Origin of the sequence: Nocardioides exalbidus, assembly GCF_900105585.1 — a bacterium.
Classification (GTDB): domain Bacteria; phylum Actinomycetota; class Actinomycetes; order Propionibacteriales; family Nocardioidaceae; genus Nocardioides; species Nocardioides exalbidus.
Genome location: NZ_FNRT01000002.1, coordinates 52,572 through 65,937 on the forward strand (window position 1 = coordinate 52,572; position 13,366 = coordinate 65,937).

Consider the following 13,366-nt stretch of genomic DNA (forward strand, 5'->3'; position numbering starts at 1 on the left):
CATGAAAGCAACTTTCGCACCTCCGCCGGGCGCGGCGCGGCGTGAGCTGCTGGGGGACGACGACGTCACCGACGCCGAGCTCGAGTCGATGGTCGCCGACCTCTGGGGCGTCGGGTCGGTGACGCTGCTCGACTCCTGCGCCGAGCGCGTGGCCTACGACGTGCCGTCCATCCTCACCGGCGCGCGCACCTGGGTGCGCGGACACGCCGACGCCGGCGACGGGCCCCGGCCCTTCACGCTCTTCGTCAAGCGCGTGCACAGCTGGCGCCACGCCCCCGAGTTCGTCCACGTCCCCGTGGAGATCAGCGAGTGGGCGGCCGCCTCCGTGCCGTGGCGGGCCGAGCCCCTGCTCTACGCCTCCGACCTGGCCGCCCGACTCCCCGACGGGCTCACCATGCCGCGCGGGCTGCGCGTCGTCGAGCACCCCGACGACACCGCCGTCGTGTGGATCGAGGCGGTCGAGTGCGACCCCGTGCCCTGGACGTACGACGACAGCGTCCGCGCCGCCCACCTGCTCGGACGGCTCTCGGCCAGCGCCGCGGTCGAGCCGCTCGGGGCGATCGACCCGCAGCCCTGGCACATCGAGAACTTCGTCGCCGGACGGCTGGCCTTCACCGTCCTGCCCGGCCTGCACGACGACGGCACGTGGCGGCACCCGGCGATCGCCACCCATTTCGGCGAGCTGCGCGACGGCCTGACGGCGACCGCGCATCGCCTCGACGCGCTCGCCCACGAGTTCGCCTCCTCACGCCACCTGACCTCGCACGGCGACGCATGCCCGAACAACCTGCTGCGCCGCGAGGGCGACCCCGGCTTCACGCTGATCGACTTCGGCTTCTGGCGTCCCCAGCCCGTCGGCTTCGACCTGTCCCAGCTGCTCGTCGGCGACATCCAGCTCGGCCGCCAGGACGTCGCCGACCTGCCCGGGCGCGCCGCGGCCTGCGTCGAGTCGTACGCCGCCGGGCTCGCCGACGAGGGGCTCGACGTCCCCCCGGCCGAGGTCCGGCGGGCCCACGCCGTCAGCCTCATGCTGTTCAACGGGCTGCCGAGCCTCCCCCTCGACCTCGGCGACGAGGAGATGGCCCGCCAGCGCGCGGGCATCGCCCGCTACGCGCTCGACGTCCTCGCGGACACCGAGCCGACCTGAGCCGACCTGCGCCGACCTGAGCGGCGCGCTCGGCCCTGAGTCTCCTGGAGACTCACGACCGAGCGAGGCGCGGACCGGGCGCGGATCAGCCCTTGATCGTCACCTTCGCGGTCGTGGTCGTGGACGTCCCGGCGACGGTGGTGGTGACCTTCACCGTCGCCTTGACCGAGCCCACCTTCTTCAGCCTGGCGCGCAGCTTCTTCGACAGCTTGATCGTGAGGGTCGTCGAGCCGGCGGCCCCGAGGGACCCCCTCGCCGAGCCGAGCGTGGTCGTGCCGAGCTTCTTGCCCAGCTTCTTCGTCACCGTCGCCGACGCCTTCGCCGAGCACGCACCCGTGCAGGTCAGGGTGACGACGACGCCCTTCTTGGCCGTCGCGGTCCTCGGGACCGACGGCGTGGCGCTCGGAGCCACCGGCGGGTTCGGGGAGGGCGGCGTGGGCTGCGGGACCGGGGTGATCACGCCGCCGGGGACTCCACCGGAACCGGTGCCCACACCGCCACCGGAGTTCGTCGCACCGAGGGACGTGGCGTCGACACCGCCGCCCGGCTTCAGTGTGAACGACTGGACCTCACCGACCGCGGCTGACCCGCTGGTCGGGATGATGCTGCCGCGCCAGTAGTAGGTGACGCCCGGCTGGAGCGCGACGCCGGCATCCGCCCAGTCCGTCATGGCCTTGGCCGACCCCGGGAACTGACCGCTGGGGAAGCTGAACGACTCCGACCCCAGGACGGGCGTCATGCCCGGGTTGGTGCTGATCTCGAACTTCGCCGATCCGGCCCGGCCTCCGATGACCGCCTGGAAGGCGGAGAGCATCCCGTACCTCGTCGGCCCGCCGGGGGCGAAGGGCAGCGTCGCCTGGTCGTACGACGACGGCTGGTCGTACATCACGCCGACGTTGTTGGCGCCCGGCGTGCCGTTGAAGACGTAGACGTTGTTGGTCCGCAGCAGCATCTGCGGGTTGAAGTTGCCGTCGGCGACGTCGAGGTGGGCGTCGAGGACGACACCGGACTGGGCGTTCGGACCGACCTTCACCGGGAACTGGAACTCCCAGTAGTGGCCCTGTGCGACACCCCAGAGGTTGCCGCCCGAGCCCGAGCCGTTGTTCCAGTAGGCGTGGGAGGCGTCCATGTTGGACCAGCCCGGGCAGTTGGCCTGCGGGGCGGAGCCGCCGGAACCGTCGTACGCGCACGCGATCTGGCGCGAGGTGTCCCACGACCAGCCGACCGGGAGGTAGAACTTCGGGCGGAAGTAGCTGCCGCCGGAGCACGGGTTGCCCATGCCGTAGACGCGGTAGCGGATCCAGGTCTTGTCGTTGACGACCGGTTTCGGCCCGGTCGCGTTGTCGGGGTCGGCGAGGTAGCCGATGTAGGCACCGACGCCGTTCTCGTAGGCCGGGCTGCCCTGGATGACCGAGAAGCAGTTCAGCACCGAGCTGTAGCTGACCTGCCCGTCGTACCAGTTCGCCGTCTGGGAGCCCTCCCACCACTCGGCGGCACCGGCCGGTCCGGTCGGCACGACGGCCACCAGGCCGGTCGCGACCATGACCGCACCCACGGCGCGCACGAACATCCGGCGCGCACGCGCGCGCACCCCAGCCACAGATCCCACGACAACCCCCACGACAGTCCGCTCCGAGTCACTTCCCGCCGAGAGATTGCCAGCGGCGACAGGGCGTTGTCAGTGGTGCGGGCACGAGGTCTGGACCGGCGTCCACGAGCGTGAAATGACGGACGGCGCCCACCCCGCAGGGTGGGCGCCGTCCGTGCCGCTACGAGCCGATCAGGCGTCGGCCTTCTCCTCGTCGGCGGCCTCGTCGGCCGCCTCCTCGGTGACCTCGGCCTCGGGCTCACCGATGGTGCCGTCCGGGCGCAGGTTCTTCAGCTCGACCACGTTGCCCGAGGCGTCCTTGACGGTCGCCGCCTCGACGATCGTGGCGAGGGCCTTGCCGCGCATGATCTCCTGCACGAGCTCGGGGATGTGGTTGTGCTCGAACATGTGGTTCGCGAACTCCTGCGGGTCCTGGCCGGACTGCTGGGCGCGGCGCACGAGGTGCTCGGAGAGCTCGCTCTGGTCGAGGGCGAACTCCTCCTTCTTCGCGATCTTGTCGAGGATGAACTGCGCGGCGACGGCGTCGCGGACGCGGCGCTCGAGGTCGGCCTCGAACTCTTCCTGGGTCTGGCCCTCGTCCTCGAGGTACTTCTCCATGGTGATGCCGGCCATCATGAGCTGCTGCTCGACGTTCTGGCGGCGGGCGTTGAGCTCGTCGGTGACCATCACCTCGGGCAGCGGGATGGTGACCTTCTCGAGGAGGGCCTCGAGCACGGCGTCACGCGCGGCGGCGGCCTGCTCGAGGCGCTTGCCGCGACCGAGGCGCTCGCGCACGTCGGCGGTGAGCTCCTCGGCGGTGTCGAACTCGGAGGCGAGCTGCGCGAACTCGTCGTCGTACTCGGGCAGCTGCTGCTCCTGGACGGCGGTCACCTTGACCGTCACCTGGACCGGCTCGCCGACCAGGTCGCCGCCGACGAGCTCGGAGTCGAAGGTCTTGTCCTCGCCGGCCGAGAGGCCGACCAGGGCCTCGTCGAGGCCGTCGATCATGCCGCCGCGGCCGACCTTGTAGGACATGCCGGTGACCTCGCCGCCCTCGACGGTCTCGCCGTCCTTGGCAGCCACGAGGTCGATGGTCACGAAGTCGTCGGTGGCGGCAGCGCGCTCGACCGGGGCGAGGGTGCCGAAGCGCTCGCGCAGGGCCTCGACCTGCTCGTCGACGTCACCGTCGGTGATCTCGATGTCCTCGACGCTGGCCTCGATGCCGTCGTAGGAGGGGAGCTCGAAGTCGGGCTTCACGTCGACCTCGGCGGTGAACTCGAGCACGTCGTTGTCCTCGAGCTTGGTCACCTCGATGTCGGGCTGCGCCAGCGGCTCGAGGTCGTGCTCCTGGAGCGCGGCCATGTACTGCTGGGGGACGACGGCGTTGATCGCCTCGTCCAGGACCGGTCCGCGGCCGACCTGGCGGTCGATGACCGCCGGCGGGACCTTGCCGCGGCGGAAGCCGGGGACGTTGATCTGCTTCGCGATCTTCTGGTACGCCGCGTCGAGGCTCGGCTTGAGCTCCTCGAAGGGCACCTCGACGGTCAGCTTGGCCCGGGTCGGGCTCAAGGTCTCGACGGCGCTCTTCACAAATGTCTCCTGGTGCATGTCGTCAATGGGTGCTGCGGCATGGGGTGCTGCACGCGGCTGCAAACCTCGTCAGTCTATCGACGGTGTGGGCGCTGGCCGAATCACGCCCACACCGTCGGACCGAGCCCCGGAACGGGTGTGGCTGGCGGTGTCAGTCGACCGTGTCGAACGCCGCCCTCAGGCGTGGCACCCGGCGCAGCACGAGCTGGTCGAGCAGCAGCACCGCGAGCAGGGTGACACCGAACATCGGCAGCACGACGCCGAGCACGACCAGCGCCCCGGCGAGCCACCAGGTGGCCCGGATCGGCAACCTGCCGCGGGGCGCCCCGACCGACCCGCTGCGTGCCGGGCGTCGCCGCCACCACATGAGCGGGCCGGTCACGCACATCACCAGCACGGCGACGCAGAAGAGGAGGGCGAACCAGAAGGTGACGAGCCCGAGGCTGCGGCCCTCGTGGAAGCCGATCCCCTGCGCGACGGCCTTCGCGGCGAGCGGGTAGTCGCCGAAGCCGTACTGCGAGCGCACCTCGCCGGAGAACTGGTCGACGTGGACCGTCCGCTCCCGGCTCGGGTCGTGGAACGCGTCGCCGATGACGGAGAAGACGCCGTCCTCGCCGCTCGGCAGCACGACCGTCATCGGGTGGGTCAGCCCCTCCCGCTCGGCGACGACCACGGCGGTGTCGACGTTGGCGACCGACTCCATCCCCTCACCTCCCGCGCCGTCCGGGTCGGACGACGGCACCTCGGTCGCGCCCTGCGCCCACGGCACCTCGCGCACCGCGTGGCTGTGCGGGAGCGACTCGTCGAGCCGCGAACCCGGCTTCGACTGCGCGCCGTGGTCGAGGCTCCACAGCGACGAGCCCTGCGAGGTCGCGAGCTCCTGGACCTTGGCGCCCCAGAACCCGGTCCACGGCAGACCGGTGACGACCATCGCCAGCAGCCCGACCCCGGCGACGGAGCCGATGAGGGCGTGCCGGCTGCGCAGCTTCGCGCCGGGGGCCTTCTTCGTACGCCGTCGCAGCCGCGCCCTGCGCCCGGCGAAGAACAGGTAGTACCCGGTGAGCGACATGACGATCGCCCAGCAGACCGCGATCTCGATGAGGCGGTCGCCGAGCACGCCGCCCATCAGGTCGGCGTGGAGCCGGATGGCGTACCCGGACAGGGTGGTGTCCGGGTCGAGCTCGCCGAGGACCTTGCCGCGCCACGGGTCGACGAAGACGTCGACCGTGGTGCCGTCGTCCTTGGTGACGGCGAACGCGGTCGTGTCGTCGGGGCCGCGGCCCTCGCGGATCAGCCCGACCTCGTCGTCGGGGTAGGCCGCCTCGACGAGGTCGAGCTGGTCGGACAGCACGTAGCCCAGCTGCTGCCCGGCCGGCGCCTCGGCCTTCATGAGGTCGGGGTGCATCAGCGGCTCGAGCTGGAACCGCAGCAGGTAGATCAGTCCCGTCACGGCCAGGACCGCGAAGACCGGGACGACGACGAAGGACGCGTAGAAGTGCCAGCGCCAGAAGGCGCGGAAGAGGCCGGACGGGGTCGTCCGGGGTCGCGCGGCGGCGGTCCGCACACGCTGGAGGGTGGTCATGGGTGCTCCTCGCACAGAGACGTGTCACCGCACCGGCGCGACGCAAGGTCGCCCGGAGCGGCGGATGGCAGCGCTCACCGAGGGGTCCGGGGCCGTGTGCGGGCGGGCGGACGGGCTCAGCGAGGCAGGAGCACCGGGGGTGGTCCACGGCGCGCGGGACCGCGCGACCAGACCGGGAGGAGCGGAAGGGGATCGACCAGCCGGCGTCGTACGCCGACGAGGCGGGGCACGCCGCGCAGCACGACGGGGAGCAGGCCGAGCGCCCCCGCGGCCCGCGCGAGAGCCGCGCGGGCGCCGCAGCGGGCCAGCCGGACGAGCGAGAAGAGGGCGCGCTCCCCCACGGCCAGCCAGAGCCCGACCGTCGTCGCGGCGAGCACGTGCAGGACGGCCATGAACGGGTGGGCGAGCATGTCCTCGACGCCGTGGGACAGCCACTCGGGGAGGAAGGACGTGGAGCCCGGGTGGACCATCCCGCCGTGCGGGCCGTGGGCCATCGCCTGCGACATCTGGCCGGGGTCGTGGCCGGCCATCCCGGACAGCGCACCGTGCACGACCAGCTGGCCGCCGACGGTGAGGGCGACGAGCCGGGGTGCGGACGCCTCGCGCCCCAGCGCCAGGGCGCAGGCGGCGGCCACGACGGCGTAGAGCGCCACGAGGCCGGGCCAGTCCGGCATCCGGCCGGCGGCGGTAAGGTGCGCGAGCGACCCGGCGGCGACGACGACCGCAGCCAGCAGCAGTGCGCGCAGGCAGCGCACGAGCGGCGTGGCACGGACGTCCATGTCGGGGCGACAGGACTCGAACCTGCGGTCTCCTGCTCCCAAAGCAGGCGCGCTAGCCACTACGCTACGCCCCGCCAAACGGGCCCGGAGAGCCCCGGAAACGGGGCCCAGGAGCCTGCTTGGAGCGGATGACGGGAATCGAACCCGCGTAGCCAGTTTGGAAGACTGGGGCTCTACCATTGAGCTACATCCGCGCGCCCCGGTCGGCCGTTGACCGCCGGTGCGGGAGTCATGGTGCCACACGCGCGTCATCGCCTGTGAACCAGCAGCAGGGCGCGGTCGTCGTTGCGCGAGCCGAGCGCCTCGATGAGTCGCGTGGCCCCACCCTCGAACCCGCCGCGCAGCAACCGCTCGGCCTGGCCGAGCATCCGGTCGATGCCGAGCCCGATGTCGCGCGTGCGGGTCTCGACCATGCCGTCTGTGTAGAGCAGCAGCGCGTCGCCGGGCAGCATCTGGCCCGAGACGCCCTCGTAGACCACGTCGTCGATCAGCCCCAGGATCGGGCCCTCGGTCTCGACCACCTCCCAGCGGCCGGACCCGGCGTGCAGCGCGGCGGCCGGCGGGTGCCCGGCGGTGCGGAGGTCGTAGCGGCCGGTCGCGAGGTCGAGCGAGAGGTGGACCGCGGTGGCGAAGCCCTCGTCCCAGTCCTGGCGGATCAGGAAGGTGTTGGCGGCGGGGAGGAACTCCGCCGGCGGCAGCGCGCTGAGCAGGCCGCCGATCGCACCCGAGAGCAGCAGCGCCCGCGTGCCGGCCGCCTGGCCCTTGCCGGACACGTCGACCACGACGACCTCGAGCCGCCCGTCGACCTCCGTGGCGACCACGAAGTCACCGGCGAACGGCGTCCCCCCGGCGGAGCGGAGCTCGGCGTCGACGTACCACTGGTTCGGCAGCTCGGGGATGCCGCCCTGGCGCAGGATCCGGTCACGCAGGTCGACGAACATCATCTCGCCCTGCATCCCGGCGACGCCGAGCCGCGCGCGTCGGAACGACGACACCAGGAACATGAGCCCGATCGCGAACATGATGACGACGGCGCTGATCACGCGGGGACCGGGATCCTGGGACGTCACCACCAGCGCCAGCACCAGCAGCACGAACACCACGAACCACTGCAGCTGGCGTGGACCGAGCAGGAGGCTGGAGACCACGAGCGGGAGCAGCAGGCTGACCAGCGGCACGAAGTCGGGCACCTGCCAGATCGCGACGCCGACGAGCACGGTGACCACGACGAGGACCGTGGCGATGCGCGAGCCCCTCGGCACGAGGCGCGACGAGACGCGGTCGAAGGCCCGCGCCAGTGCGCTCGGGTGGCGTTCCAGGGAAGAACTCATCGCCGAGCTCCCTCCCTAGGTCCCGGACGTTGAGCCAGATCGTACGGCCCGGGAGCGGAATTTCGGCTGACACCGCGGGCACCAGAAGATGTTGCGCCCCACCAGTTCCCCAGTCTTGATGACGGACCCGCAGACCAGGCAGGGCATCGACGTGCGGCGGTAGACGTAGACCTCGCCGCCGTGGTCGTCCTTGCGGGGGTCGCGGCCCATCGCCTCGGGCGTGTGCTCGGGGCGGACGGTGTCGATGCGGCCGGTGCGCACGCCCTCGGCCATCAGCTCGACGAGGTCGTCCCACATCGCGCGCCACTGGCCCACGCGCAGGGTGGTGCCGGGGCGCAGCGGATGGATGCGGTGCCGGAACAGCACCTCGGCACGGTAGACGTTGCCGACGCCGGCGAGCACCGCCTGGTCCATGAGCAGGTCGCCGATCGGGCGGTGGCTTCGCGAGATGCGCCGCCAGGCGAGGTCGGGATCGGCGTCGTGCCGCAGCGGGTCGGGGCCGAGCTTGCCCAGCACCTGGCCGCGCCTGGTCGCGCCGATGAGGTCGCACACGATGGCGCCGCGCAGATCGGCGTACGACGTCCCGCGCGGGTCGTCGTCGACGCTGACCAGCCGCAGCCGGACCGCACCCACCGGCTGGGGCACCTCGGAGGCGTGCTCATGCACGTCGAACTGGCCGATCAGCCCGAGGTGCACGTGGATCCACCGCTCGCTCTCGAGCTCGACGAAGAGGTGCTTGCCCGCCGAGTCGGCGCCGAGGAGGCGCGAGCCGTCGACCTGCTCCGCGTCGGCCGCGAACCGGCCCTGCGGCGAGGTCACCCGGACCGTGCGGCCCGCGAACGCCGCCGTGAGGTCGTCGGCCAGCTTGCGGAGGGTGTGGCCCTCAGGCATCCCCGGCCGTACCGCCCTCGACCGACCCCTGCAGCGCCGACGCCGGCAGCGGCGGGAGCTCGCGCGTCTCGTCGTAGGTCGTGAGCTGGCCGATGCGACGGACGTGGCGCTCGTCCCCGGAGAACGGCGTGGCGAGGAAGACTTCGACGAAGCGGGTCATGTCGTCGACCGAGTGCATCCGGCCGCCGACCGAGACCACGTTGGCGTCGTTGTGCTCGCGGGCCAGGACGGCGGTCTCCTCCGACCAGACCAGCGCGCAGCGGATGCCTGTGACCTTGTTGGCGGCCATCTGCTCGCCGTTGCCCGAGCCGCCGATGACGACGCCGAGGCTGTCGAGGCCCTCGGCACGGTCGGCGGCCACGCCCTCCCCCGCGCGCAGGCAGAAGACGGGGTAGTCGTCGAGGGCGTCGAAGACGAACGGGCCGTGGTCGACGACCTCGTAGTCGTGGTCGACCAGCCAGGTGGTGAGGTGGTCCTTGAGCTCGAGGCCGGCGTGGTCGGATCCCAGGTGAACGCGCATGTCAGGAGTCTCCCAGAGCGTCAGGACAGGTGCTGGTCGAGGTAGCCGGCCACCGACCGCACCAGCGGCTCGGAGGCGGTGAAGGCGGCGTGGCGCCAGAAGCCGTGCGTCTGCCCGAGGCACCGGATGCCGACGGTCTCGACGCCGGTCTCGACGATCCGGCGGGCCAGCTCCTCGCCCTCGTCGCGCAGCGGGTCGGCCTCGGCGGTAGCCACGAACGTCGGCGGCAGGGTGCCGAGCCGGTCGGAGAGCAGCGGCGCGAGGTCGGGGTCGTCGTAGTCGGCCTCGGTGCGGGCGTAGTGCTCCCAGTACCAGGTGGCCTCGGACGGGTCGAAGCCGTTGGCGGCGCCGAGCTCCCACGACGGGAAGCCGTTGCGCGGGTCGAGGAACGGGTAGACGAGCGCCAGCACGTCGAAGAAGCCGGGGTTTCGCAGCGCGGCCACCAGCGCCAGGTTGCCGCCCGCGGAGTCGCCGTGGGCGGCGTACGGGCCTGCGGGTCCCTCGCGCCGCAGCCACGCGACGACGGTGTCCAGGTCGTCGGGGGCGGCGGGGAACTTCGCCTCGGGCGGGCGGCGGTAGTCCACGCTCAGCACCGGGCGGCGCACGCGGTTGGCGAACCGGCGGCAGATCGCGTCGTGCACGTCGATGTCGTTGAGCACGAAGCCACCGCCGTGGGCGTGCACGACCAGGCCGGGCAGTGCGTCGGCGGGCGTGTAGAGCCGGCACCGGACGCCGTCAGCGTCGACCTCCTCGACCGCCGCGACGTCCTCACGGGGCTGGGCGAGGTTGGCGAGCCGGACCTCCTCGCGGTGCGCGGCGAGGTCGAAGCCGGGCGCGCGCAGGTCGAGACCGGACGCCTGCTCCGCCTCGACCGCTCGTCGTACCTCGGGGTACATCACCGCGACATGAGGGCGTCGAGCCCGACGGCGATCGCCGCGGCGACGCGGAAGTCGACCCGCTGGTCGGGCACGGTGACCCGGTAGCGGTCGCCGATCGACATCTTCCGCTCGACCGAGAAGAGCGGCTTGCCCTCGGGGTCGAGGAAGTCGAAGTGCACGGGCAGGAAAGGCAGGTCGGTGAAGCGCCGCAGGATCGCGACCAGCTGGTTGCGCTCCTGACCGGTGCCGGCGAAGCCCGGGCCCTCGACGTGGAAGGTCGAGCGGAGCAGCGAGGCGCCGAAGTCCTTCTTGAAGTAGCCGATCTGGGCGCCCTGCTCGTCGGTGATGTCGTAGCCGGCGTTGAGGTCGAGCTTGCGGCGCGCCTTGAAGCCGAACACCGGGCGCGACTTGCCGGTGTCGGAGAAGAAGGTCACCTGCTCCTTGAACGCCATCCGCTTCTGCTCGGCCAGCGCCATCAGCCGGGTCGGGTTGCCGACCGCGTCGGACTCGGAGACCTCGTAGCGGTTGATCATCATCGTGAGCTTCTGCTTCACGACGAAGTGGGGCAGGTACATGTCGGCAGTCATCGCGACAGCTCCTCCTCGATGATGGACGGGTCCAGCTTGGTGAAGACGGGCGTCGGCTTGTCGACCTTCGACCCGACCAGGATCGGGCGTGACTCCCAGGCCGGGGTGCCCGCGTAGTCGCCGGTGATGACCGAGTACGACGTGTGCCCGGCGCCGTTGTCCGGCTCGAGCTCCTCGACCTGCTCGATGCGCGGCATCGGCATGAGCTCGCCCTCGCCGCCCAGGGTCGTGTGGACCTTATTGGCGGCATGGGGCAGGAACGGCGAGAGCAGGGTGTTGCAGTCGCTCACGCACTGGGCGGCGACGTGCAGCACCGTGCCGAGCCGCTCGCGCTGCGACTCGTCCTTCATCTTGTAGGGCTCGGTGACCGTGAGGTACTTGTTCACCTCGCCCACCACGCGCATCGCCTCGGCGATCGCCGCGCGGAGCCGGTGCTTCTCGATGAGGTCGCCGACTCCTGCGAAGCCGTCGCGGACGGTGCCGAGCACCTGCTCGTCGACCTCCTCGAGCGGGCCGGCCACCGGGATCTCTCCGAAGTTCTTGGCGATCATCGTGGCCGTGCGGTTGACCAGGTTGCCCCAGCCGGCGACGAGCTCGGAGTTGTTGCGGGTGACGAAGTCGGCCCACGTGAAGGCGGCGTCCGAGGTCTCCGGGCCGGCGGCGCAGATGTAGTAGCGCAGCGCGTCGGCGCCGTAGCGGGCGAGGAAGTCGCCGACGTAGATCACGTTGCCGCGGCTGGTGGAGAACTGCGAGTCGCCGAAGGTGAGGAACTCGCTCGAGACGACCTCGGTGGGCAGGTTGAGCACGCCGAAGGTGCCGGGCTCGCCGCCCTTGTCGCCCGCCCCGTTGTAGGCCAGCAGCTCGGCAGGCCAGATCTGGGAGTGGAAGACGATGTTGTCCTTGCCCATGAAGTAGTAGGACTCGGCGTCCGCGTCGTTCCACCACTCGCGCCACTTGTCGGGCTCACCCAGCCGTCGCGCCCACTCGATCGAGGCCGAGAGGTAGCCGATGACGGCGTCGAACCAGACGTAGAGGCGCTTGGTCGGCTGGTCCTCCCAGCCCGGCACCGGGATGCCCCAGTCGATGTCGCGCGTCATCGCCCGCGGCCGGATCTCCTTGAGGATGTTCTGGCTGAACCGGATGACGTTGGGCCGCCAGAGGCCGGTGGCCTCGCGCTGGTCGAGCCACTCCCCGAGCGCCTCGGCCAGCGCGGGCAGGTCGAGGAAGAAGTGCTGGGTGTCGCGGAACTCCGGCGTCTCGCCGTTGATCTTCGACCTCGGGTCGATCAGGTCGGTCGCGTCGAGCTGGTTGCCGCAGTTGTCGCACTGGTCGCCGCGCGCCTCCTTGTAGCCGCAGATCGGGCACGTGCCCTCGATGTAGCGGTCGGGCAGCGTGCGCCCGGTCGACGGGCTGATCGCGGTCTTGGTGGTCTCCTCGACCATGTAGCCGTTCTGGCGACAGGTCTCGAACATCTCCTGCACCACTGCGTAGTGGTTGCCCGTCGTGGTGCGGGTGAAGAGGTCGTAGGACAGGCCCAGCCCGCAGAGGTCGTCGACGATGACCTGGTTGTACTTGTCGACGAGCTCGCGCGGCGGCAGGCCCTCGTTGTCGGCCAGGACCAGGATCGGGGTGCCGTGCTCGTCGGTGCCGCTGACCATCAGCACGTCGTGGCCCGCCATCCGCATGAACCGGCTGAAGACGTCGGAGGGCACGCCGAAACCGGCGACGTGGCCGATGTGGCGCGGGCCGTTGGTGTACGGCCAGGCGACGGCGGACAGGACACGTGTCATGGGGTCAGCCTAGTGATCGGGCGCCACCCGGTTTCCCCGGGTGGCGCCCGTGATCAGACGAGGTGGGACCGGACGCTCAGGAGAAGTCGAGGTCGCCGGTGCGGGTGCGCTTGAGCTCGTAGAAGTACGGGAACTTCGCGACGGCCACGGTGCCGTCCCACAGCTCGCCGGCCTCCTCGCCCCGCGGGATCTTCGAGAGCACCGGGCCGAAGAACGCCGAGCCGTTGACGTGGATCGTCGGCGTGCCGACGTCGTCGCCGACCGGGTCCATGCCCTCGTGGTGGCTCTTCGCGACGGCCTCGTCGAGCGACTCGTCGTCCCAGGCCTCGATCCGCTCGGCGGGCAGGCCGACGTCGGCGAGCGACGCGGCGACGGTCTCCTTCGAGAGCTCCTCGCCGTTGTTGTGGCGACGGGTGCCGATGGCGGTGTACCAGTCGCCCAGCGTCGTGTTGTCGTGCTCCTGCGCGATCTTGATCGCGACGCGGACCGGCTTCTCCGTGCCCTGGAGCATCTCCCGGTAGCCGTCGGGGATGTCCTTGTCCTTGTTGAGGTACGCCAGCGACATCACGTGCCACTGCACGTCGATGTCGCGGACCTGCTCGACCTCGCGGATCCAGCGCGAGGTGATCCAGGCAAACGGGCAGAGCGGGTCGAACCAGAGGTCAGCGGTAGCCATGACCACC

Annotated in this window: 12 protein-coding genes and 2 tRNA genes; 1 reads left to right on the top strand and 13 read right to left on the bottom strand. The window is 71.3% G+C overall.

Annotated features, from left to right (window positions below; translation table 11 throughout):
* Position 1 precedes the first annotated feature (1 nt).
* Positions 2 to 1,147: a phosphotransferase gene (locus tag BLV76_RS00660; protein WP_090967405.1), complete on the top strand. Its 1,146-nt coding sequence runs from the start codon at positions 2 to 4 to the stop codon at positions 1,145 to 1,147.
* Positions 1,148 to 1,232: 85 nt separating this feature from the next.
* Here BLV76_RS00660 and BLV76_RS00665 read toward each other — a convergent pair whose 3' ends face one another.
* The 13 genes from BLV76_RS00665 to BLV76_RS00725 all read right to left on the bottom strand — a co-directional run bounded on the left by BLV76_RS00665 (position 1,233) and on the right by BLV76_RS00725 (position 13,359).
* Complete coding sequence (locus tag BLV76_RS00665) at positions 1,233 to 2,756, bottom strand: hypothetical protein (protein ID WP_139306419.1); 1,524 nt, start codon at positions 2,754 to 2,756, stop codon at positions 1,233 to 1,235.
* Positions 2,757 to 2,927: 171 nt separating this feature from the next.
* Positions 2,928 to 4,325 (bottom strand): trigger factor, encoded by a 1,398-nt coding sequence (tig, locus tag BLV76_RS00670; protein ID WP_090967407.1) that lies wholly within the window; start codon positions 4,323 to 4,325, stop codon positions 2,928 to 2,930.
* A gap of 151 nt (positions 4,326 to 4,476) precedes the next feature.
* Positions 4,477 to 5,907 carry a PepSY-associated TM helix domain-containing protein gene (locus BLV76_RS00675; protein ID WP_090967408.1) on the bottom strand — a complete coding sequence of 477 codons (1,431 nt, stop codon included), beginning with the start codon at positions 5,905 to 5,907 and terminating at the stop codon, positions 4,477 to 4,479.
* Positions 5,908 to 6,023: 116 nt separating this feature from the next.
* Complete coding sequence (locus BLV76_RS00680) at positions 6,024 to 6,686, bottom strand: hypothetical protein (RefSeq protein WP_090967409.1); 663 nt, start codon at positions 6,684 to 6,686, stop codon at positions 6,024 to 6,026.
* Between the two features lies 1 nt (position 6,687).
* Positions 6,688 to 6,760: transfer RNA gene (locus BLV76_RS00685), tRNA-Pro, on the bottom strand.
* 46 nt (positions 6,761 to 6,806) lie between these two features.
* Positions 6,807 to 6,880 (bottom strand) — tRNA-Gly (locus BLV76_RS00690).
* A gap of 54 nt (positions 6,881 to 6,934) precedes the next feature.
* Positions 6,935 to 8,017 (bottom strand): PP2C family protein-serine/threonine phosphatase, encoded by a 1,083-nt coding sequence (locus BLV76_RS00695; protein ID WP_090967410.1) that lies wholly within the window; start codon positions 8,015 to 8,017, stop codon positions 6,935 to 6,937.
* A gap of 15 nt (positions 8,018 to 8,032) precedes the next feature.
* Positions 8,033 to 8,908 (bottom strand): Fpg/Nei family DNA glycosylase, encoded by an 876-nt coding sequence (locus tag BLV76_RS00700; RefSeq protein WP_090967411.1) that lies wholly within the window; start codon positions 8,906 to 8,908, stop codon positions 8,033 to 8,035.
* Positions 8,901 to 9,428 carry a ribose-5-phosphate isomerase gene (locus tag BLV76_RS00705; RefSeq protein ID WP_090967412.1) on the bottom strand — a complete coding sequence of 176 codons (528 nt, stop codon included), beginning with the start codon at positions 9,426 to 9,428 and terminating at the stop codon, positions 8,901 to 8,903. The genes BLV76_RS00700 and BLV76_RS00705 overlap by 8 nt, the downstream gene beginning before the upstream one ends.
* 20 nt (positions 9,429 to 9,448) lie before the next feature.
* Positions 9,449 to 10,324, bottom strand: a complete 876-nt coding sequence (locus tag BLV76_RS00710; protein ID WP_090967413.1) for an alpha/beta hydrolase — start codon at positions 10,322 to 10,324, stop codon at positions 9,449 to 9,451.
* Positions 10,324 to 10,893: an LURP-one-related family protein gene (locus BLV76_RS00715; RefSeq protein ID WP_090967414.1), complete on the bottom strand. Its 570-nt coding sequence runs from the start codon at positions 10,891 to 10,893 to the stop codon at positions 10,324 to 10,326. The genes BLV76_RS00710 and BLV76_RS00715 overlap by 1 nt, the downstream gene beginning before the upstream one ends.
* Positions 10,890 to 12,683 carry a methionine--tRNA ligase gene (gene metG, locus BLV76_RS00720; RefSeq protein WP_090967415.1) on the bottom strand — a complete coding sequence of 598 codons (1,794 nt, stop codon included), beginning with the start codon at positions 12,681 to 12,683 and terminating at the stop codon, positions 10,890 to 10,892. The genes BLV76_RS00715 and metG overlap by 4 nt, the downstream gene beginning before the upstream one ends.
* 76 nt (positions 12,684 to 12,759) lie before the next feature.
* Positions 12,760 to 13,359, bottom strand: a complete 600-nt coding sequence (locus tag BLV76_RS00725) for a mycothiol-dependent nitroreductase Rv2466c family protein (RefSeq protein ID WP_090972141.1) — start codon at positions 13,357 to 13,359, stop codon at positions 12,760 to 12,762.
* Positions 13,360 to 13,366 lie beyond the last annotated feature (7 nt).

Coding starts and splice junctions, on each gene's coding strand:
- BLV76_RS00700 (WP_090967411.1), bottom strand. CDS start 8,908: ATGCCTGAGGGCCACACCCTCCGCAAGCTGGCCGACGACCTCACGGCG.
- BLV76_RS00725 (WP_090972141.1), bottom strand. CDS start 13,359: ATGGCTACCGCTGACCTCTGGTTCGACCCGCTCTGCCCGTTTGCCTGG.
- BLV76_RS00660 (WP_090967405.1), top strand. CDS start 2: ATGAAAGCAACTTTCGCACCTCCGCCGGGCGCGGCGCGGCGTGAGCTG.
- BLV76_RS00715 (WP_090967414.1), bottom strand. CDS start 10,893: ATGACTGCCGACATGTACCTGCCCCACTTCGTCGTGAAGCAGAAGCTC.
- metG (WP_090967415.1), bottom strand. CDS start 12,683: ATGACACGTGTCCTGTCCGCCGTCGCCTGGCCGTACACCAACGGCCCG.
- BLV76_RS00705 (WP_090967412.1), bottom strand. CDS start 9,428: ATGCGCGTTCACCTGGGATCCGACCACGCCGGCCTCGAGCTCAAGGAC.
- BLV76_RS00695 (WP_090967410.1), bottom strand. CDS start 8,017: ATGAGTTCTTCCCTGGAACGCCACCCGAGCGCACTGGCGCGGGCCTTC.
- BLV76_RS00675 (WP_090967408.1), bottom strand. CDS start 5,907: ATGACCACCCTCCAGCGTGTGCGGACCGCCGCCGCGCGACCCCGGACG.
- BLV76_RS00680 (WP_090967409.1), bottom strand. CDS start 6,686: ATGGACGTCCGTGCCACGCCGCTCGTGCGCTGCCTGCGCGCACTGCTG.
- BLV76_RS00710 (WP_090967413.1), bottom strand. CDS start 10,324: ATGTACCCCGAGGTACGACGAGCGGTCGAGGCGGAGCAGGCGTCCGGT.